This is a genomic window from Actinocorallia aurea (assembly GCF_054783995.1).
On the sequence record NZ_BAAGPQ010000008.1, the window covers coordinates 131,126 to 156,929 of the forward strand.

The 25,804-nt window shown below is 71.6% G+C and carries 16 protein-coding genes; 10 read left to right on the top strand and 6 right to left on the bottom strand.

Going from position 1 to position 25,804, the window contains the following annotated elements; genetic code table 11:
• The first annotated feature begins 242 nt into the window (after window positions 1-242).
• A complete protein-coding gene (locus ACYVOM_RS10780) occupies window positions 243-1,343 on the top strand; it encodes a hypothetical protein (protein WP_460303134.1) in 1,101 nt (366 codons plus the stop codon).
• 70 nt (window positions 1,344-1,413) lie between these two features.
• Here ACYVOM_RS10780 and ACYVOM_RS10785 read toward each other — a convergent pair whose 3' ends face one another.
• A complete protein-coding gene (locus tag ACYVOM_RS10785; RefSeq protein WP_460303135.1) occupies window positions 1,414-2,154 on the bottom strand; it encodes an IclR family transcriptional regulator in 741 nt (246 codons plus the stop codon).
• A 119-nt stretch (window positions 2,155-2,273) separates the two neighbouring features.
• Between ACYVOM_RS10785 and ACYVOM_RS10790 the strand changes: the two genes are divergently transcribed.
• From ACYVOM_RS10790 to ACYVOM_RS10810, 5 genes are all read left to right on the top strand, one after another.
• Window positions 2,274-3,731: a hypothetical protein gene (locus ACYVOM_RS10790; protein WP_460303136.1), complete on the top strand. Its 1,458-nt coding sequence runs from the start codon at window positions 2,274-2,276 to the stop codon at window positions 3,729-3,731.
• 242 nt (window positions 3,732-3,973) lie between these two features.
• Complete coding sequence (locus ACYVOM_RS10795; RefSeq protein ID WP_460303137.1) at window positions 3,974-5,701, top strand: fatty acyl-AMP ligase; 1,728 nt, start codon at window positions 3,974-3,976, stop codon at window positions 5,699-5,701.
• A gap of 23 nt (window positions 5,702-5,724) precedes the next feature.
• Window positions 5,725-8,193: an MMPL family transporter gene (locus ACYVOM_RS10800; RefSeq protein ID WP_460303138.1), complete on the top strand. Its 2,469-nt coding sequence runs from the start codon at window positions 5,725-5,727 to the stop codon at window positions 8,191-8,193.
• Window positions 8,183-9,214 carry an alpha/beta hydrolase gene (locus ACYVOM_RS10805; RefSeq protein ID WP_460303139.1) on the top strand — a complete coding sequence of 344 codons (1,032 nt, stop codon included), beginning with the start codon at window positions 8,183-8,185 and terminating at the stop codon, window positions 9,212-9,214. The genes ACYVOM_RS10800 and ACYVOM_RS10805 overlap by 11 nt, the downstream gene beginning before the upstream one ends.
• 12 nt (window positions 9,215-9,226) lie before the next feature.
• Window positions 9,227-10,246, top strand: coding sequence for an alpha/beta hydrolase (locus ACYVOM_RS10810; RefSeq protein WP_460303140.1), 1,020 nt, complete (start codon window positions 9,227-9,229; stop codon window positions 10,244-10,246).
• Window positions 10,247-10,279: 33 nt separating this feature from the next.
• Here the strand turns inward: ACYVOM_RS10810 and ACYVOM_RS10815 are convergent, their stop codons facing one another.
• Window positions 10,280-10,699 carry an ATP-binding protein gene (locus tag ACYVOM_RS10815; RefSeq protein WP_460303141.1) on the bottom strand — a complete coding sequence of 140 codons (420 nt, stop codon included), beginning with the start codon at window positions 10,697-10,699 and terminating at the stop codon, window positions 10,280-10,282.
• Window positions 10,700-11,190: 491 nt separating this feature from the next.
• On the opposite strand from ACYVOM_RS10815, the gene ACYVOM_RS10820 reads away from it, so the two are divergent.
• The gene (locus ACYVOM_RS10820) at window positions 11,191-11,856 is read left to right on the top strand and encodes a slipin family protein (RefSeq protein WP_460303142.1); all 666 of its coding nucleotides are present in this window, start codon (window positions 11,191-11,193) and stop codon (window positions 11,854-11,856) included.
• A 30-nt stretch (window positions 11,857-11,886) separates the two neighbouring features.
• Here ACYVOM_RS10820 and ACYVOM_RS10825 read toward each other — a convergent pair whose 3' ends face one another.
• Both ACYVOM_RS10825 and ACYVOM_RS10830 read right to left on the bottom strand, forming a co-directional pair.
• Complete coding sequence (locus ACYVOM_RS10825; protein ID WP_460303143.1) at window positions 11,887-13,125, bottom strand: glycosyltransferase; 1,239 nt, start codon at window positions 13,123-13,125, stop codon at window positions 11,887-11,889.
• The gene (locus ACYVOM_RS10830) at window positions 13,110-14,654 is read right to left on the bottom strand and encodes an MFS transporter (protein WP_460303144.1); all 1,545 of its coding nucleotides are present in this window, start codon (window positions 14,652-14,654) and stop codon (window positions 13,110-13,112) included. The genes ACYVOM_RS10825 and ACYVOM_RS10830 overlap by 16 nt, the downstream gene beginning before the upstream one ends.
• A 190-nt stretch (window positions 14,655-14,844) precedes the next feature.
• Here ACYVOM_RS10830 and ACYVOM_RS10835 point away from each other — a divergent pair, with 190 nt between their 5' ends.
• Window positions 14,845-21,066 (top strand): SDR family NAD(P)-dependent oxidoreductase, encoded by a 6,222-nt coding sequence (locus ACYVOM_RS10835; RefSeq protein ID WP_460303145.1) that lies wholly within the window; start codon window positions 14,845-14,847, stop codon window positions 21,064-21,066.
• A gap of 30 nt (window positions 21,067-21,096) precedes the next feature.
• The gene (ccrA, locus tag ACYVOM_RS10840; protein ID WP_460303146.1) at window positions 21,097-22,413 is read left to right on the top strand and encodes a crotonyl-CoA carboxylase/reductase; all 1,317 of its coding nucleotides are present in this window, start codon (window positions 21,097-21,099) and stop codon (window positions 22,411-22,413) included.
• Window positions 22,414-22,463: 50 nt separating this feature from the next.
• Here the strand turns inward: ccrA and ACYVOM_RS10845 are convergent, their stop codons facing one another.
• A complete protein-coding gene (locus ACYVOM_RS10845) occupies window positions 22,464-23,684 on the bottom strand; it encodes an SfnB family sulfur acquisition oxidoreductase (protein ID WP_460303147.1) in 1,221 nt (406 codons plus the stop codon).
• 104 nt (window positions 23,685-23,788) lie between these two features.
• On the opposite strand from ACYVOM_RS10845, the gene ACYVOM_RS10850 reads away from it, so the two are divergent.
• The gene (locus ACYVOM_RS10850) at window positions 23,789-24,367 is read left to right on the top strand and encodes a peroxidase-related enzyme (RefSeq protein WP_460303148.1); all 579 of its coding nucleotides are present in this window, start codon (window positions 23,789-23,791) and stop codon (window positions 24,365-24,367) included.
• A 143-nt stretch (window positions 24,368-24,510) separates the two neighbouring features.
• Here ACYVOM_RS10850 and ACYVOM_RS10855 read toward each other — a convergent pair whose 3' ends face one another.
• Window positions 24,511-25,773, bottom strand: a complete 1,263-nt coding sequence (locus tag ACYVOM_RS10855) for a PucR family transcriptional regulator (protein ID WP_460303149.1) — start codon at window positions 25,771-25,773, stop codon at window positions 24,511-24,513.
• Window positions 25,774-25,804 lie beyond the last annotated feature (31 nt).

Genomic DNA, 25,804 nt, shown 5'->3' on the forward strand with positions numbered 1-25,804 from the left:
CCCGCGCCACCCCCCGGCGGGCCCGGATTCCGCGCGGACTCGTCACGATAAGCCGGAAAAGGCAGTCGAATTCGTTGGGGGAAATAGTGGAAAAGGCGGGGCGTGCTCATTCCGTGAAAGGCTTCACGGCATCTTCAAGGAACTCGTCGTTTCCCTTTCCCCGCACCCTGACCTGTACTAACGTCCGCCACGATGGTGCCGTCGGAAAGGCGGTCTGACCGAGTCCGCAGGGGGATGGGGAAATGAAGAACTCGACGAAGGCCCTGGTCTGCGCCAGTGCGTTCGCGCCGGTGCTCGCCCTGATCGGCACGGCGCCGGCCGCCGCCGCCAAGGACGGCGGGCCGGCCGCGATCCTGGCGCAGGGCACCGGGCTGGTCGCCAACCAGGCGCGGCCCGTGGTGAAGATCGTCGAAGGCGTGCAGGTGCGCAAGGACGGCATGGGCGTGGCGGGCGGCCTCGGCGTCGTCCAGCAGCTCGCCAACGGAACCCAGCAGGTCACCGCGCTGCTGTCCGGCGTCAGCGCCAGCCCCAACGCGCTCAATCTCACTCAGCTCGGCAGCCGGTGCGCCGCCACCCCGGAAGGCGACCTGACGGGCACCACGGTCGTCGACGGGCGGCTCGCGGGCAAGCGCCTGCCCGAGACGCCCGCGGCGGAGACCCGCATCCCGCTCGCCGACGGCGCCTACGCGATCCTCAACCACCAGACGCGCGACGCGCTCGGCGGCGAGGTCGTCGGGCTCCGCCACGTCGACAAGGCGGGCGCGGCGACCGACTACGCGGTCTCCCACTGCTCGGCGGCGCGGAAGCCCGCGCCCACCGACCCGGTCGGCAGTCTGCTCAACGGCGCTCTCGGCGGCAAGAACCCGGCCGGCGACCTGGTCAGCGGCCTCCTCGGCGGCAAGAAGGGCAAGGGCGGCGGCAGCAAGCCCGGGATCAAGGGCGCCCCGGTGAAGGGCGGCGGAGACCTCGTCGGCCAGCTCACCGGGGCCACGGGGAACAAGGACATCATCGGCCAGCTCACCAACACGCTGCCGCTCGGCCGCGTCGCGTCCGGCGCCCCCGCGGAGGCGGAGTCGGTGCCGGACCGCAGCGCCGAGTTCGCCGCGGCCGCGCGCCGCGCCGATGGCGACCCGGTCGCGCTCGGCACCCCCGCTTCGATGCTCCTGCAGGCGGACGGCCCGCTGATGAAGGCGATCAAGGGCAGTCTCACCGGCCTCGGGGCCGCGGCCAAGTCGGTGAACCCGGCGGGCGCGGGAGGCAAGCTGGGCGGTCTGCCCGGCCTGCCCGGCCTCACGCAGTTGGACTCGGGCCAGGTGGGCCTGCCGACCAACCCGCTGGGCTGATCTCCGCGCGAAGGCCGCGCGGTCCCTACCCGGGACCGCGCGGCCTTCGTGTTCCTCGGCCGTCCCGCGGCTAGTCGCGGGCGGCGAGGTCGACGGCGAACGCCGCGGCGGCCTCGCGCATCACCGGGATGGCCTTCTCGACGGTCTCCGGGGTCATCCGCCCGCTCGGCCCGGACACCGAGAAGGCCGCGAGCGCGGGGTTCTGTGGCAGCGGGACCGCCACGCAGCGGACGCCGAGCTCCTGCTCCTCCTCGTCGATGGCGTAGCCGCGCTCGCGGATCAGGGCGAGTTCGGCCATCAGCGCGTCCGGGTCGGTGAAGGTGCGCGGGGTGCGGGCCGGCATGCCCGTCCGGCCGACGATCTCCCGCGCGACCTGCTCGGGAAGCTGGGACAGCAGCGCCTTGCCCACCCCGGTGCAGTGCGGCAGGACCCGCCGCCCGACCTCGGTGAACATGCGCATCGCGTGGCGGGACGGCACTTGCGCGACATAGACGACCTCGTCGCCTTCCAGGACCGCCATGTTGGCGGTCTCGCCCAGGTCGTCGACCAGCGCGGCGAGGACCGGCCGCGCCCAGGTGCCGAGCAGCCGGGACGCGCTGTCGCCGAGCCGGATCAGCCGGGGGCCGAGCGCGTACCTCCGGGACGCCTCCTGTCGCGCGTACCCGTGCCCGACCAGGGTCTGCATCAGCCGGTAGACCGTCGGCATCGGCAGTCCGGACCGCTCGGTCAGCTCGGTCAGCGCCATCTCGCCGCCCGCGTCCGCCAGATGCTCCAGCAGCTCGAAGGCCCGCTCCAGCGAACGCACAGTCATGCCGTCCAGTGTACGGAAACCGGTTTTCGCGCAACGAAAGAGGGGCCCCGAGGTTACCGGCGCAGGGGCCGGGGCATGGAGTCACACACCCCCCAGTGATCATCGACGGGGAGGCGTGCGTGCGAAGGGCGCGGAGCACGGCGGTCGCGGCGGGGCTGTCCGCGGGCCTGCTGGCCTGGCCGATGGCGGCCTGGAGCAGCGGAGGCACCGAGCAGGACCGGCCGTCGGGGGAGCGGAAGGTCGAGGTCGAGGCGGTCGCCGAGGCGCTCGGCAGGGCCGGTGACGTCCACTACTACGAGGTCGCGCTGAGCGTGCCCGAAGGCGTCGCCAAGGACGTCCGGCTGTCGGTGTCCGCCGAAGGCGCCGACGCCGAGTGGACCGAACGCCCCGAGAACTGCGTCGAGGTGCCGACGGGCCTGTCGTGCAGCCCCGGTTCGGTCGAGGGCACGATCCGGCTGCCGCGCTTCGGCGTCCGCGAGACGGGCACGCCCGGCAGGTTCACCGCGGCGGTCGCCGCGGCCAACGCCGCAGGATCGATCGTGACCGCGGAACCCGCCTCCGGGCCCGTGCCCGCGCTCGCGCCGCCGCCCTCTCCCGCGGACGGCCTGGCGGACGAGTCCGCCTCCCTCAGCCGGGGCCCCAACGCCGACGACGTGCCGCTGACCAAGGCCGAGGACGAAGCCCGGGACATCTCGCCAGAGCAGGACACCTCTCCAAAGGAGGGCGCTTCTGCCGAGCATGAGGCCCTTCCCGAGCAGGAGCCCCGCCCTGCGTCGCCCGGTCCGGTCGGCGCACGCCCGCCGGAGGAGGCCAAGCCCACGGTCCCCAAGGGGGCCAAGCCGCCCGCCGGATCCACCGGCGTCGGCGCGAAGGACATCGATCCGGTGTGGCCCGGCAGCACGGCCACGGAGGACGACGCCGTCGCCGACGAGTCGGATGAGGCCGCCAAGCCGGATGAGGCCGATGAATCGGATCGATCGGATGCGGCCGACGAGCTGGACAAGGCCGACGAGGCAGCAGACGAAGTAGAGGCGGACGAGGAAGACGTCCAGGTGCCCGAGCGGCCGGAGGGCAGGCCCGCCATCGAGGCGCCGGTACGGCCGGTGGAGACCAGGACGGTCTATGTGGCGCCGCCCGAGGTCGCGCTGCCCAGGCTCGTCCCGCAGCCCGCGCCGCCGGTCCTGCCGCAGCCGGAGCCGCCGCGGGCGCCCGTGGTGGCACCCCCGGCAGCGCCGCCCGCCGGCGCGTACGCCCCCGCGCCCCACGCGGCGACCGGGGGGTCGTACACCGTGCCGGAGGCGGCACCGCAGGTCGCCCTGCCGAGCCTCGCCCCCGCTCCCGCACCCCAGGCCCCGGCCCCGATCCCGGCCCCGCGCTTGGTCGAGCACGCGGCGATGTCGCTCGACACCGCCGACGCGTGGTCGGAGCCGAAGGAGAAGTCGGCGTGGCTGACGGTCCTGGCGATCGCGGTGGTCGGCGAGGTGCTCCTGCTGTGGTGCACGGTGGCGATCGGCGCGTGGCGGCGTCGCCTGTCACTCCGCGATGGTCACCCGGTGCGCAGGCCCGGAAGGCGTTGAGTGACGACCTGGAGGAAGGGCGTCGGCGCGGTCTGCCGGCGAAGTCACAGGTAGGGGGTGTTTCATCACGGTCTTGTCATCCGGATAACAAAAGGTCCTGAATCGAATCGTCCTGGCGCTTAGTGACCCTTGCGGAGGGCATTCCGGTAGCCTCACGAGGTCATACCCACGCCCCCCTGGAGTCCTTCATGGCCTTGGGTTCGCTGCTCCCCGACCTCGATCGCCGGCCTCTCGTAGGGCTGATGGCCGAGCATGCCGTGACCAAGCCCGACGCCAAGGCCTTCACCTTCGTCGACTACTCGTCCGACCGGGACGGGGCCAAGCACACGTTGAGCTGGTCCGCCGCCTGGCGCAAGGCGACGGCCGTCGCGGTGTCCCTTCGCGAGTACGCCGAGCCCGGCGACCGCGCCGCGCTGCTGCTTCCGCAGAGCCTCGACTACCTCACGTCGATGGCCGGCGCTTTCGCCGCCCAGATCGTCGCGGTGCCGCTGTTCTCCCCGGACCTGCCCGGCAACGCCGACCGCCTGGTGCGGGCCTACTCCGACTCGGCCCCCGCCGTCATCGTGACGACGGCCTCCGCGCTGCCGTACGTCGAGAAGTTCCTCGACGAGCACGACGTGCCCCGGCCGCGCGGCATCGTCCTGTCCGACGAGATCGACGTGAGCATCGGTGAAGGCTACGAGCTGCCTGAGATAGGCCCGGACGACCTCGCCTACCTCCAGTACACGTCGGGGTCCACGAGCGCCCCGGCCGGAGTGGAGATCACGCACGGCGCGTTCGCCTCGAACGCCCGCCAGCTGTGGACGTCCTGGGACCCGCCGGAGATCGAGACGTGCGAGGCCGTCACCTGGCTTCCGCTGTTCCACGACATGGGCCTGGTCACCGCGCTGGCCCTGCCGCTCGTGCACGGCAACCACGTGATCCTCGCCGACCCGATGTCGTTCCTCATGCGGCCGATCCGCTGGATGCGGCTGATCTCGGAGTGCCCGAACGTCTACACCGCGGGCCCGAACTTCGCCTACGACTACATCGCCGGCCAGGCCAACGCCAAGAGCCTTGAGGGCCTCGACCTGTCCGGCCTGAACGTCTGCCTGAACGGCGCCGAGCCGATCCGGCCGTCCACGGTCGAGAACTTCACCCGCGCGTTCGAGCCCGTCGGCCTGCGGCCCGGCGTCCTGCGGCCCGCCTACGGGCTGGCCGAGGCGACGGTCTTCGTGTCCGGCAGCTTCGTCACCAACCCCGACCCGAACGTGCCGGCCAGGATGCTCAAGGTCGACCGCGAGGCGCTCACCCAGGGCCGGATCGTCCCCTCGGACGCCGACACGGCCCAGTCGCTCGTCTCCAACGGCGCGCCGCAGGGCCAGTACGTCGCCATCGTCGACCCCGACACACGGCGCGAGCAGCCCGACGGCACCGTCGGCGAGATCTGGGTGCACGGCCCGAACGTCGGGCTGGGCTACTGGAACAACCCCGAGCGCAGCGCCGACACGTTCGACGCGGTGATCGAGGACGCCGCGGGCATCCCCGCGGGCGGCTGGATGCGCACCGGCGACTTCGGCGCCGTCCACGCGGGCGAGCTGTACGTCACCGGCCGGATCAAGGACCTCATCATCGTCGACGGCCGCAACCACTACCCGCAGGACGTCGAAGTGACGACCGAGGCCGCCTCCCCGGCGATCCGGCCGGACTACGTCGCGGCCTTCGCCGTCCCCGGCGAGGAGACCGAGCGGCTCGTCGTCGTGGCCGAGCGCAACCGGCGGCTGCCGGTGGCCAGGCTCGACCTCGCCGAGGTGGAGCGGGCGGTGCGCGCGAAGGTCAACCAGGTGCACGAGATGCACATCCACGAGTTCGTCCTCATCGAGCCCGGTTCGCTGTCCCGCACGTCCAGCGGGAAGGTGGCCAGGGCCGCGACGCGCAGCCGCTACCTGGACGGCGACCTCGTCCGGACTGCCGACAGGCTCGCGCGCTAAGCAAGGCAGGAGAAAAGACCTACATGTACGGCTGGGGACGCTTCGTCCATCGGTTCCGCTGGCTGGTGCTGCTCCTGTCCGTGCTGATCACGTTCGGCGCGGGCTTCTGGGGTCTCGGGGTGTTCAGCCCCGGTGTGCTCAAGTCCGGCGGCTTCGAGGACCCGGGCGCCGACTCCACCGCGGTCAACCGGACCGCTTCGATGGTGTGGGGCGGCGCCAACCCCGACGTCATGCTGGTCTACCGCAGCGAGAAGTACGAGGTCACCGACCCCGAGTTCATGCAGTCGGTGCTGCCCACCATCGGCAGGCTGCCGAAGGCGAACGTCAAGCAGATCTTCAGCTACTGGCACATCGCGGGCAAGGCCAAGGAGGCCAGGGAGGGCCGGGAGAACATCATCTCCCACGACCGCCACAGCACCCTGGTGATGCTCGTCCTGCAGGGCGACAAGGATCCGGTGAAAGCCGACTCCGCCAAGGTCGCGGACCTGGAGGAGGTCAAGAAGCACATCGACGCGCCCGGCATGACCGTCCAGGTCGGCGGGGCGGTGCAGATCGGCAACGACTTCCTCACCCAGATGACCGAGGACCTCACCAGGGCCGAGATGATCTCGCTGCCCATGGTCCTCATCATCGGCCTCCTGGTGTTCGGCAGTGTCGCGGCGGCCCTCCAGCCCGTCCTGGTCGGTGTCTTCTCGATCCTCGGCGCGCTGGCCGTCATGCGCGCGACGACGCTCATCGTCGACGTGTCCAGCCTGACGACGTCGCTGGTGAGCATGCTCGCGGTCGGCCTCGCGATCGACTACTCGCTGTTCATCATCAACCGGTTCCGGGAGGAACTGGGCAAGGGCCGCGACGGGCCGACCGCGATGGGCGTCACCATGGCGACCGCGGGCCGGACCGTCATGTTCTCGGCGGTCACCGTCATGGCGTCGATGGCGGGCCTGCTGCTGTTCCCGCAGATGTTCCTGAAGTCGATCGGCATCGCGGGCAACGCGGTGATCATCGTCGCGCTGATCATGTCGCTGGTCGTGCTGCCGTGCATGCTGTCGATCCTCGGCCCGAAGATCGAGTTCGGGCAGATGCCCTGGCGCAAGCGGCGTGCCCGCAAGCCCCGCCGCGACGAGGACGGCGCCTGGTACAAGCTCGGGCACAGCGTGATGAAGCGCCCGTTCCTGTACTTCGTGGGGACGAGCGCGGTGCTCGTCGCGCTGGTGACGCCGTTCCTGCACGTGTCGTTCGGGCTGTCGGACATCCGCTCGCTCCCCGAGGGGATGCCGGCCCGCGTCGTCGTCGAGACCGTCCAGGCGGAGTTCTCCGGCGGCGTGCTCGACCCGATCGACGTGCTCCTCGAAGGCGCCCTGGTGCCGAAGAACTTCAAACCGGGCCGCGACGAGTTCCCCAAGAACCTCTCCGACTTCCGCGACAAGGTCGCGGCGATGCCGAACGTGACGGCCGCGCAGTTCACCAACCAGAGCCAGCGCGACGGCCTCGTCCGGATGCAGGTGACCTACGAGGGCGAGTCCAACGACGAGGCGACCAAGCAGCTCGTCCGGGATCTGAGGGCGCTCGACAACCCGCAGGACCGGCCCGAGGCGGTCAACCACATCGTCGTCGGCGGCTCGACGGCGGTCCAGATGGACCTCATGGACAGCCTCGCCAGGTCGCTGCCCAAGACCGCGGCGTTCGTCGGGGTGGCGATCTTCATCCTGCTCTTCGCCGCGTTCGGCTCGGTCCTGCTGCCGCTCAAGGCCGTCATCATGAACCTCCTGTCCATCGGCGCCTCGTTCGGCGCGATGGTGTGGGCGTTCCAGGACGCGCACCTGGCCGGGATCCTCGGCTTCACCCCGACGGGCTCGCTGGACGCCAACTCGGTGATCCTGGTGCTCGCGATCGTCTTCGGCCTGTCGATGGACTACGAGGTGTTCCTCCTCAGCCGCATCCGCGAGGAGTGGGACGCCAGCCACGACAACCGCAGGGCGGTCGCGCGTGGGCTCCAGCAGACCGGCGGGATCATCACCAGCGCCGCGGTGCTGCTGGTCGTGGTGGTCGCGGCGTTCTCCACCGCGAAGATCACCACGGTGAAGGAGCTGGGCGTCGGCCTGCTCGTCGCGGTCGTCGTCGACGCGACGCTGGTGCGCTCGCTGCTGGTCCCGGCCACCATGCGCTTCCTCGGCGACGCGAACTGGTGGCTGCCGGGTCCGCTGAAGCGGCTGCACGCGGCGATCGACCTGCGCGAGGTGCACGACATCGACCTTTCCGGCGAAACCCCTGAAAAGGGCGGGAAGGCTGTGACATCAACAACAAGTCCGGCGCTGAACGGACAGAACGGACGTCCGAGGCGCGGCATCGTCCCCCGGCAGGGGGGCGGCTATGTGTGGACGGGCGGAGGCCGCCATCCGGGCGGTCCGCCCGGAAAGCGGCGGCAGATCACGGCGGACCCGGACGGGTCGGGCTGGCACTGGCGCGAGGTGGAGGATGATCATGCACGGTGAACCCCGGCGCCGTAACGGCGTCCTGAGAGCCGGTGGCCTCGTCGGAGCGCTGGCCCTGACCGCGGGCCTGGTCCCGGGACCGGCCTCGGCCGCACCCCGGCTGAAGTTCGAGCCCGCCCCGTCGGGCGCGGCCATCACGAAGCTGACCTGGCTGAGCAAGGACAAGCGCCAGGCCGACGTCACGATCAAGACGCCCTCGCTCCCGGGCGTCAACCCCAAGGTCAGGCTGCTGCTGCCGAAGAAGTGGTCGCAGAAGTCCAAGAAGACCTGGCCGATCGTGTACCTGTACCACGGTGGTCACGACAACTACAAGTCGTGGACGCGCAGCACCGACATCGAGGCGATGGCCGCGAAGTACGACGTCATCGTGGCGATGCCCGAGGGCGCCAACGGCTCGTACACGAACTGGTACAACTACGGCAAGGGCGGCCCGCCGAAGTGGGAGGACTTCCACGTCAAGGAGGTCATCCCGCTCATGCAGAAGAACTTCCGGGCCGGCGCGTCGGCAGCGGTGATGGGCAACTCGTCCGGCGGCCAGGGCGCGATCACGTACGCGGCCCGCTTCCCCGGCAAGTTCAAGTACGCCGCCTCCCTCAGCGGCCTTCTGCACATCCGGGCGCCGTTCATCCCGCAGTTCCTCTCCCAGATCAACTCCGGCAACGGGGCCGACCCGAATGCCATCTGGGGCAGCTACCCGGCCGACGCCGCCAACTGGAGGAAGCACAACCCGTACGACCTCGCCGAGAAGCTGCGCGGCACCAAGATCTTCTTCTCCTCGGGCCTCGACGGCGAGGCGGGCCCCGGCGACCCGCAGGACCTCGACCCTTGGGACATCGGCCTCATCGCCGAGGAGTGGACCGGCTACAGCGACAAGTACTTCCGCACCAAGCTGAAGGATCTGAAGATCCCCTTCACGGCGCACCTGTACGCGAAGGGCCGGCACAACTGGCCCGCGTGGCGCCGCGAGGCCGCGTTCGTCTGGCCGAAGATCATGAAGACCATCGGCGCGAAGAAGTACTGAGAAGAAGCCCCCATGCGCACCCCCGCCCGCTCCCTCCCCGCCGCCCTCGCCGCGCTCGCCCTCGCGCTCGGCCTCACCTCCGCGGTGCCCGCGCCGGCCGCCGCGGCAGGTTCTTCCCAGAAGGCGTCCTCGAAGAAGGTCTCTTTCAAGAAGGCCGACAACGGCAGCGCCATCACCTCCTACACATGGCTCACCAAGGACAAGAGGCGGCTCGACGTCTCGGTGAAGTCCAAGGGCCTCGGCGGCAAGACCCGCAAGGTCCGGCTGCTGCTGCCCAAGGGCTGGAAGTTCAAGACCACGAAGACCTGGCCCGTCGTCTACATGCTGCACGGCGGCGGTGCGGCGGACTACAGGTCGTGGACGCGCAGCTCCCAGATCGAGCAGCTCGCCGCGAAGTGGAACGCCATCGTGGTGCTGCCCGAAGGCGCCAACGGCTCGTACACGAACTGGTACAACAACGGCGCCGGCGGACCGCCCGAGTGGGAGACCTTCCACATGACGGAGGTCTTCCAGCTCATGAACCGCAACATGCACACCGGGACCCGCCGTGCGATCCTCGGCAACTCCTCCGGTGGGCAAGGCGCCATGACGTACGCCGCGCGTTATCCGGGCCGGTTCAAGTACGTCGCCGCCTACAGCAGCCTCCTGTCGATCCTGACCCCCGGCATCCCCGAGGCGCTCGGCACGATCAACTCGCCCCGCACCGACCCGAACCTGATCTACGGCGACCCCGTGGACGACCGCGCCAACTGGGAGGCGCACGACCCGTGGACGCTCGCGCCGAAGCTCAAGGGCACGGGCATCTACTTCTCCTCCGGGAGCGGCATGCTCCTGCCGAGCGACGCCGGGCTCATCTCCGAGTACTTCGTCGGCATGAGCACGATGGACTTCAAGGAGCGCCTCGATTCCCTCGGCATCAAGTACAAGGCGCACATCTACTCGGGCGGCCGGCACTCCTGGCCGTTCTGGAAGATCGAGCTGAAGCGGTCCTGGCCGCAGGCGATGAAGGCCGTCAAGGCCCGCAAGTACTGACACCCGGTGCACGCGGACCGGGCGGCACACCGCTCAGGCGTCGACCTCGAACCAGACCGACGTGCCGTCCGGGTCCGTCCGGCTGCCCCACTCCCGGGCCAGGCCGTCGAGCAGCATCAGGCCGCGGCCGTCCTCGTCGCCCTCCTCGGCCTCCCTGGCGACCGGGACACCGCCGCCGACGTCGCAACACTCGATCCGCACGCGCTTGCCGTCCCGCCACACCGCGACCCTGATCTCGCCGCCGCTCGGCCCGTGCTGGACGGCGTTCGTCACCACCTCCGACGTCAGCAGCTCCACCACCTCCGAACCTTCACCGGCCCAGTCCCGGTCCTGCGCGAGGAGCCCCCGCACCCACCGGCGCACCCTGCCCGGCGCGGTGAGCTCCCCGGGCACCCGCAGCACTCCCAGCCTCGTCCCGAACCCTTCCTCGAAGCCTCCGTCGCACCCCGCCACGGCACCCCCTCCAGCCGACTCCCCCGAGTCTCGCGTCCCGTCGAACCAATCCGTCCCAGCGCTCATTCCCGTCTCGCCCGCGCGCAAGCGGCACCTTCGCGAACCGGCATCGGTCGGGCGGAGCGGGCGATAAATGCATGGCCGCCGGGAAACGGACCTGTCACCATGAAGGGGCGAAGGCGGGCCGGAAAAGGGGCGCTGCGGAATCTCCGCACCGCGTTCCCCGTGTTCCTCCGGCCACCGTCCACCAGGTATGGGGCCGCGCGCCCCGGGGTTCGACTCCCTCAGGCGGCCCTTCTCCGGCCGTGCGCGGGCGTCCGGCCCTGCGGGCTCTCCCTTCGGGGAGGACGCCCCCGCCGGGCGGCCGCGGCCGGAGAAGGTCCGTCCGTAACCCGCCGAGACGTAACCCGCCGAGACGTTATCCACTGAGACGCGATGCACCGAGACACGACCCACCGAGACGCGATCCAGCGACGTGAAGGAGGCAGAGGATGCGAGTGACGGTCATGGACTGGGAGCGGACGCTCCTCTACCGCGACGGCAGGTTCCAGCGGGTCCTGGAGCCGGGGCGGCACCGCGTGTGGCCGGCCCAGCGGCACAAGACCCTCCCGGTGGACCTCCGGCCCCGGGTCCTGCATGTGGCGGGCCAGGAGGTGCTCACCCGCGACGGCCTGTCCCTGCGGCTGAGCGTCGCGGCGGCCTGGGCGGTCACCGACCCCAGGGCCTACGTCATGGGCGCCAAGAACGCCGACCAGGTCCTCTACGGCCGCGTCCAGGACGCGCTCCGCGCGGTCGTCGCGGCGGCGCCCCTCGACGAGCTGCTCGCCGACCGCACCGCGCTCGGCGCGGCCCTCACCGAAGGGCTCGTCGGCGACGTCCCGGACCTCGGCCTGCGCGTGGCCGAGGCGACGGTCCGCGACCTCATGCTCCCGGGCGAGCTCCGCAAGGCGGCCCTGGAGACGGTCCTGGCCCGCGAACGCGGCAAGGCCGACCTGGAGCGGGCCCGGACCGAGGCCGCGGCCCTCCGCTCCCTGGCGAACACCGCCCGCCTCCTCGAAGAGCACCCGTCCCTCCTGCACCTCCGCACCCTCCAGGCCGCGGCGGTTCCGGGCACCAAGCTCGTCCTGGACTCCCGGGTCCCGGCCGCCGACGCCTGATCCGCCGCCCCGGCACGTCCGGGGCGGCGTTCAGTGCTGGAGCACGTCGAGGACCTCGCAGGCGCGGGCGACGCCGTCCTCGGAGTTGAGGGAGGCGGCGAGGTCCCGGGCGCGGGCGCGTTGGGCCGTGGTGGCGAGGGTGCGCAGCCGGGCGGCCAACGTCTCGACGGTGAGGTCCTTGACGGGCAGCGGGGCAGGGCCCGCGCCCAGGGCGTGCACCCGGTCGCCCCAGTAGGGCTGGTCACCGAAGAACGGGCAGACGAGGGTCGGCAGCCCGGCGCGCAGCGACTCGGCGGTGGTGCCGGCGCCGCCGTGGTGGACGGCCGCGGCCATCCGCGGGAACAGCCAGGAGTGCGGCACGTCCTTGACGACGAACATGTCGTCCTCCGACGTCGCGGGGTCGCCCTGCAGGACGCCGCGCAGGCCCGCGAGGCGGAGCGCCGTGCGCACCTTCAGGTCGGTCTCCACGGGGTCGGCGGGCAGCATGCTGCCGAACCCGACGTAGACGGGCGGCGGCCCCGCCTCCAGGAACGCGGTCAGGTCCGCGGGCGGCTCCCAGTGCGGCTGGTCGAGGAACCAGAACCCGGTGAGCCTGACGTTGTCGGGCCAGTCGGCGGGGCGCGGCACCACGACTGAGCTGAACGCGCACAGCACCAGCGCGGAACGCGCGGCGCGCTGCGGGCCGGCCAGGGAGAGTGGGGCGAGCTTGAGCCGCTCGGTGCGCCAGGTGTTGATGAACGGCCGGGTGAGCTGCCAGGTGACGAAGTCGAGCGCCTCGTACGTCAGCCGGTTGGCGTAGGGGCCGAAGTGGCGGGCGCGCGGCACGAACGGGTGCGGGAAGCGCCCGGTCGGCTGCGACGGCTGGAAGTGGATGAGCGCGTGCGGGATGCCCCGGTGCTCGGCGATGTGCGCGCCCAGGTAGCCGAGGGTGGGCGCGAGGACGAGGTCGGCTCCGTCGGTGCCTTCGGTGACCTCGGCCAGGAGCTGCTCGGCGAGCGGCGCGGCGATCCGCTTCATGTTCCGCAGGAATCGGACGGGGTTGCGCCCGCCGCTCAGCAACTCCTGCCCCTCCGGCGAGTCGACGATCTTCGTCGGGTCGATCGACAGGTGCTGGAAGCCGAGCCCTGCCCCTTCGATGAGGCCCCGGTAGGCGTCGCTGGAGATGAGGCTGACCTCGTCGCCCCGGTCGGCCAGGCCCCGGCCGAGCGCGACGCACGGCTGGAGGTCGCCCCGCGAGCCGGCGGCGAAGATGACTACCTTCCGGCCCATGAGGGGTCCTCCTCCGTCGTCGTCTCATAGGGACTGTAGGGCGGGGGAGGCGGCCACGCGGACGGGATGCCCGCCTTGCGGTTGGTGCCCCACCAGTCCGGGATGACGGGGAAGGACCCTGAAGTGACCGAGGACGCGTCCAGAGAAGGCCGCGGCGTGCCTTCGGGCTCCTCGGCGATCTCGCTCTTGCGCTGGAGGGTGCTGACGGTGATGATCGCGCCGACCAGCACGAGCGCCGCGCCGAGCATGAGCGCCGCCGACGAGCCCTGCTCCAGCGCGGCGGTCTCGCTCTTGCCCTCGGCCTCGGCCGCGCGCTCCATCGAGGTGAGCAGCGCGCCGAGGACGACGATGCCGAGCGCGGCGGCCATCTCGCGGCCGACGTTGATGAGGCCGCCCGCGACGCCCGTCCGGTTCTCCGGGACGGCCTTCAGCGCGTAGAGGCCGAGCGGCATGGTGAGCGCGGAGCCGATGCCGACGAGGACGATGCCGGGCAGGATGTCGTAGAAGTCGTCGCCCTGGCTCAGCCCGGAGAAGGCGATGAGGCCGCACGACATCGACACCATGCCCATGGAGATGGGGATGCGCGGTCCGAACTTCGTCGACAGCCAGAACCCGACGGGCGTCACCAGGCCGATGATGACGGCGGGTGGGATGAAGACCGCGCCCGCCTGGGACGCCGACCAGCCGAGCACCTCCTGCACGAAGTTCCCGGAGTAGGTGAGGACGCCGGAGAACCCCATGCCCCACAGGATCTGGCCCGCGAGCGCGCCCGAGAACGCCCGGTTCCGGAAGAACTCGGTGGTGATCATCGGGTTGGGCGCCCACTTCTCGACCAGGATGAACGAGAAGAGGGAGATGAGGGCGAGCCCGAAGATCGCGAGGACGCTCGGGTCGGTCCAGCCGATCTTGGGATTGCCTCCGGCGTGGACGCCGTAGGTGATGGAGAACAGCAGGGTCGCGGAGGTGAGGACCGCGGGCAGGTCGACGCTCTCGGGCCGGTTCTCGGTCCGCCCGTCGAGGACCAACTGGCCCAGGGCGATGACGGCGATGCCGGGCACGACGTTGATCAGGAAGATCCAGTGCCAGCTGAACGCGTCGGTGATGAGGCCGCCGATGGCAGGGCCGAGCGCGGACGCGACGGTGCCGGTGAGGATGAAGACGAGGTTGCCGAGCGACTTCTGCTTGTCGGTCCGGTTGTTCATCACCATGACCAGCGTCGCGGGCAGTGCGAGGGAGGCCCCCGCGCCCTGCAGCACGCGGAACGCGATCAGGTGGGAGATCTCCTGCGAGAGGCCCGCGCCTAGGGAGGCGAGGGTGAACGCGGTCATGCCGATCGTGTAGGTGCGGCGGACCCCGTAGACGTCCACGAGACGGCCGCCGGCGATCAGCAGGCAGGAGAAGATCAGAATGTAGGCCGTGGTGACCCAGGTGACGGCCGAAAGGCTTACCCCGAAATGCTCACGGATGGTCTTCAGGGCGATGTTGGTGACCGTGTTGTCCAAGGTCACCATGAATGCGCTGACGGCCACGACCGCCAACGTCCACCCATACCTGTCCCGTCCCATTTAGCCCCAATTCACCCATATGGTGGACGGAAACCTCTTGTCATGGGGGTGATAAGGAACACCCGAGATTCTTGGTCCGCGTGCGCAGAGGGTTGCACCCAAACTAGGACAAGGTGGTCGCTCGCACCGGCCCATGCCCATGTTGGGGGAGCTCATGTCCGAAGGCACCGGGGATTCGCAGCTCCAGGGTGAGATCCGAGACTTCCTGGTCCATGAGATAGCACACCGGGCCGACCTGGTTCCCGACGCGGTCGATGTGGACCGTCCGCTGGAGGAATTCGGTCTGTCCTCAAGGGACGCCGTGGCCATCGCCGGCGAACTCGAAGAGCTGCTCGGCCGTTCGCTGCCCGCGACCCTGGTGTGGGAGCACCCCACCGTCTCCCGCATCGCCGCCGCGCTGAGCGGGAACGCGGCCGAGCCCGCGGCCCCTCTGCGGGTCGCGTCCGCCGCGCCGCGCGCCGACGAGCCCGTGGCCGTGGTCGGCCTCGGCTGCCGCTTCCCGGGCGGGATCGACGGACCCGAAGAATTCTGGCGCTTCCTGACCGAAAACGGCGACGCCGTGGGCGAGGTGCCCGACGGTCGCTGGGACGCCTTCGACGACGGTTCCCCGGAGATAGCCGACCTCCTGTCGAACGTGACCAAGCGCGGCGGCTTCCTCGACGACATCGCCGGGTTCGACGCGCGCTTCTTCGGTATCACCCCGCGCGAGGCCGCCGTCATGGACCCCCAGCAAAGGCTGGTCCTGGAGGTCGCCTGGGAGGCCATGGACCACGCGGGCATCGCGCCCGCCCGGCTGCGCGGCACCCGCACCGGCGTCTTCATCGGCGTCTCCGCCCCCGAGTACGCCGGGCTCACCGCGTCCGACCTCACGCGTCTTGAGGCGTTCACCGCCACCGGCGCCGCCCTGAGCATCGTCGCGAACCGCCTGTCCTACCTGCTCGACCTGCGCGGTCCCTCGATGATCGTGGACACCGCCTGCTCGTCCTCGCTCGTGTCCACCCACCTTGCCGTCCAGTCCTTGCGCGCGGGTGACAGCGACGTGGCTCTCGCGGGTGGCGTGAACGTCCTGCTCTCGCCGACGATCACGATGACGTTCGACGCCGCCGGGGGCACCGCCGCCGACGGCCGCTGCAAGGCCTTCGACGCCTCGGCCGACGGCATGGTCCGCGCCGAAGGCTGCGGCGTGCTCGTCCTCAAGCGCCTGTCCGACGCGCGGCGCGACGGCGACCGGGTCCTCGCCGTGGTCACCGGCACCGGCGTCAACTCCGACGGCCGCTCCAACGGGCTCGTCGCGCCCAACGCCGACGCCCAGAAGGCCCTGCTGCGCGACCTGTACGCCGCGGACCGCGACGTCGACTACATCGAGGCGCACGGCACGGGCACCTTCCTCGGCGACCCGATCGAGGCCCGCGCGCTCGGCGAGGTGCTCGGCGGCGACCGGACGGAGCCGCTGCTGCTCGGCTCGGTGAAGTCCAACCTCGGCCACATGGAGGCCGCGGCGGGCGCGGCAGGGCTCATCAAGACGGTCCTCGCGCTGCACCACGGCGCGATCCCCGCGTCGCTGCACTACCGCGAGCCGAACCCGCACATCCCGTTCGGCGAGCTGAACCTGAAGGTCGCAGACACGATGACGCCGTGGCCCGCGCACGGGAGGCCGGGCCGGGCCGGCGTCTCCGGGTTCGGATTCGGCGGGACGAACGCGCACATCAGGCTCGAAGCGGTCGAAGCGCCGGAGTCGGAGCCTGCCGAGAACGTCCCCGTCCGGATGTTCCCGCTGTCCGACGTCGCCGCCGACCGCCTCCCCGGCTACGCCCGCGCCCTACTGACCGCCCTCGACGAGGACGCCTCCCTCGCCGACGCCTCCCTCGCCGACCTTTCCGCGACCCTGCGCCGCCGCGACCCGCGCGGCAGGGCCCGCGCGGCAGTCGTCGCCCGCGACCTTGACGGGCTGCGCGCGGGGCTCGCCTCCCTCGCCGAAGGGGCCCCCAGCGCCGCCGTCGCCACCGGAACGGCGGTCGGCACTCCCGCCCGGCCCGTCTTCGTGTTCTCCGGCTACGGCGCCCAGCGCCCCGGCATGGCGCAGTCCCTGCTCGCCGAGGAACCCGCCTTCGCGGAGGCCATCGACGACCTCGACGGGCTGTTCGCCGAAGAGGCCGGCCTCGACCTGTGGAACCTCCTCGAAGAGGGCAGGATGCCCGAGGGGCCCGCCGAGATCATGCCCGTGCTGTTCGCCGTCCAGGTCGGCCTGGCGCGTGTCTGGCGCTCCTACGGCGTCGAGCCGTCGGCCGTCATCGGGCACTCGATGGGCGAGGTGGCCGCTGCCGTCGTCTCCGGGGCGCTCACCCTCGCCGACGGCGTCAAGGTGATCGTGCGGCGCTCGAAGCTCATGACCGCCCTCGTCGGCGGCGGCGGGATGGCCGTGGTCGGCTGCGGCCTCACCGAACTCCAGGAGTATGAGGGGCCCACCGTGCACCCCGCCGTGCTGTCCTCGCCCAAGCAGACCGTGGTGACGGGCGAGGCCGACGCGATCGAGGCGGTGCTCGCCTGGGCGTCCGGCCGCGGGTACCTCGCCCGGCAGGTCAAGGCCGAGGGCGCGGGGCACTCACCGCAGGTGGACCCGCTGCTGCCCGAGCTGCGCGCGCAGCTCGCCGAACTCGCCCCGCGCGTCGGCGAGGTGCCGATGTACACCACCGCGCTGGAGCGCCCCCGCAAGCTCCTCGACGGGTCCGCGCCGCTCGACGCCGAGTACTGGGCCGCGAACCTGCGCAACCCCGTCCGGCTCGCCGACGCCGTCACCGCGGCCGCGCAGGACGGCCACCGGACCTTCATCGAGCTGAACGCGCACCCCATCCTCGCGATGGCCGTGGGGGAGACCCTGGACGGCTCCGGCGCGCAGGTGCTGCACTCGCTCAAGCGCGCCCCCAAGGGCCAGGAGACCGACGACACCCTCACCTTCCACGCCCAGCTCGCCACCCTGGCCGTCCACGGGCACCCGATCACCGGGCCGCGGGACGGCGGGCTCATCGCGCTGCCGCGCGCGCCGTGGCAGCACGAGCGGTACTGGATGGAAGGCGCCCGGCGCGTCGCGGGCTCGGACACGCACCCGCTGCTCGGCGCGCATGTGGAGCTTCCCGGCGAGGACAGGCACGTCTGGCAGGGCAGGACCTCGTGGGACGGCCCGTACCTTTCGGCCGCTCCGCTCGCCGAGATGGCCCTCGCCGCCGGAGCGACCCTCGACGGGGCGGCCGTGCGCGCGCTTGAGCTGAGCCGCCTGCACGCCGTAGACGGCGAGGTGGAGCTGAGCACGAGCCTCGACGCCGACGGCCTGGTCGCCGTCCACGTCCGGACTCCCGCGGGCGTCTGGGCTCCGCTGGCGACCGCCGAGACGATCCCCGCCGACGAACTCACGGACGCCCACGCCAAGGCCGACGTCGCAGACTGGGCCGCGGTGGCGGGCGCCTCCAAGGGAAGCCGGCACTACCGGATCCACCCCGAGGTCTTCGACAGGTGCCTGAAGCAGCTCGTCACGGAGGCCGGGGAAGACGGCCTCGTCGTCACGGGCATCGGAGAACTCCGCGTCTACGGGGCCACCCACCGGGGCGGCCTGTGCCGGACGACGTTGACCCGTACCGGGACCTCCGCCACGGGCGAGATCCTTCTCGCCGATGAGGACGGAAACCCTCTGCTCGTCGCCTCCGGCGTCGTCCTGGCCCGCCGCGACGTGCCCGTGCCGCTGTCGGCCAAGCTCGTCGAGGCGGTCTGGACCGAGGCCCCGCTCGACGCCGCCGAAGGCGAGGCCGACGGGCTCGCCGTCCTCACCGACCTCGACTGGGCCGACGCCGAGACCGCGATCCGGGCCGCCGCCACCGCCGAGACCCGGCACCTCGCGCTCGTCCCGCCCGCCGACCTCACCGACGAGGCCCTCGTCCTCGCCGTCGCGGGCGCGGCGCGGGCGCTCACCTCGCAGCGGCTGTGGCTGGTGACGCGCGGCGCGCGCTCCGTCCTGGACGGCGAGGCGGGCCGGCCCGGCCAGGGCTTCCTCCCGGCGCTGGTGCGCGTCCTCGGGTTCGAGCAGCCCGGCCTGCGCGCCACCCACCTCGACCTCGACGACACCGCCGACGCCGCCGGGACGCTGGCCGCGGAGATCGCCGCCGGGACCACCGACACCGAGATCGCCTACCGGGGCGGCCGCCGCTTCGGCGCGCGCCTCGCCGCGGCCTCCCTGCCCGAAGGCAAGCCCCGCAAGGCGGTCCGCAAGGGCGCCGCGTACATCATCACCGGCGGCTACGGCGGCATCGGCCTGGTCACCGCACGGCTGCTCGCCGAGCGCGGGGCGGGCAGGATCGTCCTGTCCGGCAGGTCAGGGCCGAACGCCGAGGCCGAGGCCGAGATCGCCCGCCTGCGCGAGACGGGCGCGGACGTCGCCGTCGTGCTCGGCGACGTGGCCGCCGAAGGCGCCGCCGCCCGGCTCGTCGCCGCCGCGACCGAAGGCGGGCTGCGGCTGCGCGGCGTCGTGCACGGCGCCGCCGCGATGGCCGACAGGCTCTTCGCCGAAGTCGGCGCGGAGGATCTGCACAGGGTGTGGACGGCGAAGGTCGCGGGCGCATGGCGGCTGCACGAGGCGGTCCCCGAAGACCTCGACTTCTTCCTCATGCACTCCTCGGCCGCAGCGCTGCTCGGCTCGCCCGGACAGGGCTCCTACGCCGCGGCCAACGGCGCGCTGGACTCCCTCACCGCCTACCGCCGCGCCCACGGGCTCGCCGCCACGACCGTCAACTGGGGCACCTGGGCGGAGGTCGGCGGGGCCACCGAGGCCGCCGTCACCGTCATCGAGCCGCTGACGCCCGCCGAAGGCGTCGAGGCGCTCGAAGCGCTCCTCGCCTACGACCGGCCCGCCACCGGCGTCCTGCGGTTCGACGCAGCCAAGGCCGTCGAACTCTTTCCCGAGATCCGGCGGATGCCCTTCTACACCGCGCTCGTCGAGGCCGCCGGGCAGTCCGGCGACGGCGATGACTGGCCCGGCCCCGACGGCCTGCGCGCCCTCGACCCCGACGCCGCCCGCGCCGCGCTTCGCGCCCGCATCCTGGAACGCGTCTCGGCCATCCTCGGCTTCGACGCGAGCCGCTTCGACCCCGCCGTCCCGCTCACCGAACTCGGCCTCGACTCCCTGGTCGCCGTCCGGATCAAGAGCGCCGTCGAACACGACCTCGGCCTCACCGTCCCGCCCGCCGTCCTCCTGCAGGGCGCGAGCGTCAACGCCTTCGAAGAGTGGGCCGCGGACGAACTCGGCCTCGGCGGCTCCTCGGCCGCCCCCGCGGAGGACTCCGCCTACGTGATGCCCCGAGACGCCGCAGAGCGCGTCGTCGTCCGGCTCTTCGAGGAGCAGCTCGGGCTGGCGCGGGTCAGCGTCGTCGACGACTTCTTCGCCCTCGGCGGCCAGGAGCACCAGGCCGACCTGATCCACACCGCGCTCCAGGAAGAGCTGCACACCACGCTCGACCGGTCCGTGCTCTTCGCCGAACCGACCGCCCAGGGCGTCGCCGACGTCATCCGGGCCGCCGAGGACGAGGCGGCCAGGCAGACCGTCCGGCCCCTCCAGCCGCTCGGCGACGGGCGGCCCTTCTTCGCCGCGCACCCCGCGGGCGGCACCACGGGCTGCTACCAGCAGCTCGCCGCCCTCATCGGCACCGCGCAGCCGTTCTACGGGCTCGAACGCTGGGAAGACGCCCCCAGCGTCGAAGAACGCGCCGCGCGCTATGTCGAGCACATCCTCCAGACCCAGCCTTCCGGGCCCTACCGGCTCGGCGGCTGGTCGTTCGGCGCGACCCTCGCCTACGAGACCGCCCGGCAGCTCACCGCCGCCGGGCACGAGGTCGAGTTCGTCGCGCTGTTCGACGGAGGCGTCCCGCTGCCCACCGACGACGACGCCGACAACCTCGCCAAGAGGTTCGCCGGATTCGCCGCCTACCTGACCGAGACGTACGGGACCGAGGTGAAACTGGAGTACGCGGAACTGGCCGGGAAGAACGAGGACGAGATGTTCGCCCTCGTCGCCGAGCGGGCCGCACCCGTGATGGCTTCCCTGCCCCCCGCCGTACTGCACCACCAGCTCACCTCGCACCAGGACACCAGGACGCTGGAGAGGTACGCCTACAAGCCCTACGACGGCCGGGTCATCCTCTACAAGGCGCCCCTGCCCACCCCGTGGGCCGTCCAGGACGCCCGCTACATCGACCTCGACGACACCAACGGGCTCGCGCCGCTGTGCCCGAACCTGGAGATCGTCGAGGTCACCGGGACGCACCACCTCAACCTGCTGGACCCGCCCGGTGTGCACCTCATCGCGGCGCACCTGGCCGGCGAGCTGGCCCACTAGCCCACGGCGGGCTCACTCAGAGGAACCCACATGTCTGATCTGCTCCAGGCCGTGATCAACGGCGCCTCCCCCGAGGAGCTGCTCAACACCGCCCTTCCGGAATCCTTCAAGGCGGCCTACACGCTGCGCGAAGAGGTCGGGATCTTCGAGGGCGAGAAGGACAAGGACGTCCGCAGGTCGATGCACGTCGGCGAGGTCGCGATGCCCGAGATCGCCCCGGACGAGTGCATCGTGGCGGTGATGTCGGCGGCCATCAACTTCAACACGGTCTGGTCGGCCATCTTCGAGCCCGTGCCGACCTTCGCCTTCCTCGACAAGTTCGGCCAGACCGGCCCGAACGGCGCCCGGCACAACCTGCCGTACCACATCCTCGGCTCCGACGCCTCGGGCGTCGTCGTGCGCACCGGCATCGGCGTGAAGAACTGGAAGGTCGGCGACAAGGTCGTCATCTCCCCGGCGTACGTCGACGAAGAGGACCACGCCTCCTACGACGACGGCATGATGACCGAGTCGCAGCTCGCGTGGGGATTCGAGACCAACTTCGGCTCGCTCGCCGAGTACTGCGTCGTCAAGGCCAACCAGCTCATCAAGAAGCCCGCGCACCTGTCGTGGGAGGAGGCGGGCGCGAGCACCCTGTGCGCGGCGACCGCCTACCGCATGCTCGTCGGCGCGCACGGCGCGCAGATGAAGCAGGGCGACGTCGTCCTGGTCTGGGGCGGCACCGGCGGCCTCGGCTCCTACGCGACGCAGCTCGCCAAGAACGGCGGCGGCATCCCCGTCGCGGTCGTCGGCTCCGAGGACAAGGCCGACCTCGTGCGCCGGCAGGGCGTCGAGCACGTCATCAACCGCAGCGAGCTGGGCCTCGGCGCGGAGGGCTTCCAGAACCGCAAGGCGGGCCGGATCCTCGGCGAGGCGATCCGCTCGCTCGTCGGCGAGGACCCGCAGATCGTCTTCGAGTACCTCGGCCGGGAGACCTTCGGCACCTCGGTCTACGTCGCCAAGCGCGGCGGCAAGATCGTCACCTGCGGCTCCTCGACGGGATACCGCCACGAGTACGACAACCGCTTCCTGTGGATGCGCCTGAAGAGCATCATCGGCTCGCACGGCTTCAACTACCACGAGGCGGTCCAGACGAACCGCCTCATCGGCCTCGGCATGATCCACCCGACCCTGTCGAGCGTCTTCGACCTCGACACGGCCGCCGACGCCACCCGCGCCGTCCAGACCAACCAGCACATCGGCAAGGTCGCCCTCCTCTGCGCCGCCCCCTCCGAAGGCCTCGGCATCGACGACCGGGAACTCCGCGAGAAGATCGGCGAAGACAAGATCAACCTGTACCGCTCCTAGCCTCCGCGCCGTGAGCCCCCGCCCCGAGCAGGGCGGGGGCTCACGCGTGTCTAGAGCAGCGGGTAGCGCGGGGGGTTGGCGCCGTTGAGTGCGTGGTTGCCGATGTGGTGGTACTTCCAGCGGGCCGGGTCGTGCAGGGAGTGGACGCGGACGTTGCGCCAGTGGCGGTCGAGGGCGTGGGCGGAGTCGGCGGCGCTGGTGCCGGCGAGTTCGATGACGTCGGCGGCGATCTGCACGGACACCTCCTGCGCGAACGCCTTGGCCTCGGCGACGGCGAGGGAGGCCGCGGCGGTGTTCTCGTCGGTGAGGGCGGGCGCGGCGTAGGCGGCGTCGAGAACGGTGCCGGCGCGGGCGAACAGGGCCTCCAGGGCGTGGAGGCGGGTCGTCAGCTTGCCGAAGTGCAGGAGGGTGTGGGGTTCGTCGGCGGCGCGGTCGTGGCCGGACTCGAACCAGGGGCGGCTGCGCTCGGCGATGAAGGCGCCGCCGTCCTCCAAGGCGGCCCGGCCGATGCCGACGTCGATCGCGGCGTGCAGGATCTGGTCGTAGGCGCCGAGGGTCTGCGGCGGCGGGTCGGCCGGGACCGGGCCGAGCACGAGGACGCGGTCGGCGGGCACGTGCACGCCGGTGAAGGTGATGGAGCCGCTCGCGGTCGGGCGCTGGCCGAAGGCGGTCCAGTCGTCGGCGAACTCCACGCCCTCATCGTCGGGGCTGACGAAGGCGAGGACGGGCCGGGACTGGTCGCCGTCGGTCGAGGCGGCCACGCCGATCCAGCCGGACGCGAGCGCGCCGGTGGTGTAGAACTTGCGCCCGTCCAGCCGGAACCCGCCCGCGGGGTCGGCGGTGAGCGCGGTGGTCCGGTCGAAGACGTGCTTGGTGCCGCGCTCGGCGGTGGCGTTGCCGAACCGGACGCCGCGCACCGCCTCGCCGAAGAAGAACTCCTTCTGCTCGTCCGAGCCCGCGGCCTTCAGCAGCTCGACCAGCACGAAGTGCGAGAGCAGGAGCTGGGAGACCGCGGCGTCGCCGACGGCGAGGAGCCGGAAGACCTCCGCGACGGTGCTCGGCCGCACCCCGCCGCCGCCGTGGGAGACCGGGACGGAGATACCGAGCAGGCCCGTGGTGGCGAGGTCGGCGAGTTCGGCGGCGGGATGCCGGGACGCCCTGTCGCGTTCGGCGGATCCGGGCCGTACCCGGTCGGCGACCTCGGCGGCGACGGCCGGGGCGGTCTCGTCGGTGAGCGCGGGCGGCGCAGCCACGTCCGTCTGGATTGTCATATTTTGTCACCTTCCGTAATTCATCATCCGGGCTTGCGAAGTTCTCCTCTATTCCTACATTATCGGTAGGGAAGATGGGAACATCAGCAAGGAGAGAGTCACCGATGACGTTCGAAGTAGCCGAGCCCCGCCTGTCCCGCTTCGGGACCCCGGACCGCTCGAAGTTCCCCGCGGACGTCGAGGAACTGTTCGTCGACGCCGAGAAGCACCAGGGCCGCGTCCCGAACTACCTCAACAGCTACGCGCACAACACCGAGACCCTGAAGCGGCTGCTGGCCTTCTACCACTCCCTGTGGGACCCGAAGGCGGGCACGCTCACCATCCAGGAGCGCGAGCTCATCTCCGTCGTCGTCTCCCACGAGAACGGCTGCGGCTACTGCAAGGCCAACCACCGGGCCGGTCTCGCCGCCGTCCTGAAGGACCGCGAACTGGCCCACCGGATCGCCGACGACCACCACATGATCGGCTTCGCCCCCCGCGAGCAGGCCATCGTGGACCTCGCCGTCAAGCTCACCGTGAACCCGTCGCACGTCGACGACGCCGACGTCCTCGGCCTGCGCGAGCACGGCCTGACCGACGAGCAGATCGTCGAGGTCATCGAGGTCGTCTCGTTCTTCAACTACACCAACCGGCTCACCATCGGGATCGGCACCCGCCCCGACGACGAGTTCTTCGCGCGCTGACGCGGACCTTCCTGGGGAGGAGGGGGAACGACGAAGGCCACCGCATCACGCGGTGGCCTTCGTCGTGTCTTTGGAACCCCGGCTACATGACGAAGACCACCGGAAAACCGCCGGTGGCCTTCGTCATGTTCGTCGAATTCAGATCAGACGCGGCGGAGGCTGATCACCTCGCCCGCGACCGCCTGGTCGGGCGCGGCCGGGACCGGCGCGACCGACTGCTGGAGCCTGCGGGCCCGCAGCACGATCTCCAGGTCGAACCGGAGATCGGGGTCGAGGAGCTGGTCGCCGAACAGCTCCTCCAACTGCCGGAGGCGGTAGCGGACGGTCTGGGGGTGGACGTGCAACCGCATCGCGACCTCGTTGGCGTTGCGGCCGGACTGCAGCCAGGCCAGCAGCGTCTCGGCGAGCCTGTCCTGCTGGCTGCTGCGCAGGTGCGACAGCGGGGCGAGGCGCAGTTCCGCGAGCGACTTCAGCAGCTGCTCGTCCTGGAAGAGGATGAGCGTCGACATGTGGTCGACGCACCGCACGACGCCCTCGGCGTCGATGACGCCGCGCTGGCCGAGCTGGAGCATGGCCCGGGCGAGCCGCATCGAGTGGGCCGCCTCGGTGACCGGGACGGTCGGCCCGATGACGCCGGAGCAGTCGGCGAGGGCTCGGTCGACGAGCTGGTTGCGGCCCGGCCCGTCGGGGTCGGGGACCAGCAGGGACGGCTGGGTGCGGCCGAGGTCGACCAGCACGTCCGGCGGGAACGCCGGCGGGCGGGTGTCCTGGTGGCGGATGTCGAGGGCGACGGCCGCGACGGTGCGGGGCATCGGCCAGTGCGCGGCGGCGGCGAGGTCGGCGATCGCGTCGTGCCCCGCGTTGCCCGCGAGCAGCAGGCCGAGGAGCCTGCGGCGGCGGCGCTGCATCTCGCCCGCGGCGTCGGCCTGGGCCTGGCGGTAGCCTTCGGCGGCCTGCCGGGCGATGTCGTCCTGGTGGACGAAGACCGCCTCGCCGAGCGCGGTGATGACGCGCGGCTCCAGCTCCCACGCGTTCTCCGACAGCCGCCGCCAGGCGACGAGCCCACCGACGCGCATCGCGGCCTGGAGCGGGTCGAGGCTGCGGCCCTCACCCGCCTCCCCGCGGCCGATGGTCTCGAAGAAGTCGGGGTCGGGGTGCGGTCCGCCCTGGGCGACGCGCTCGACGAAGTGGGCGAGCGCGCGCTCGACGACGGTGCGGAGGGTGGACGCGTAGGGCCCCTCACCCCGGGAGTATTCGCGGACCTGGAAGCGGATCTCCTTGATGATCTCTTCGGCGACCAGGTCGAGGTGCGGCAGAACGTGTTCGGCGAGTTCGCGTGGAATGTCCGACCATGGGCCCCGCCCGGCACGCCCGGTGCGGGAGGGGATGCCCACTTCTGCTGTCACGCGGTGACCTCCATCCGGCATTGGCCCCGCG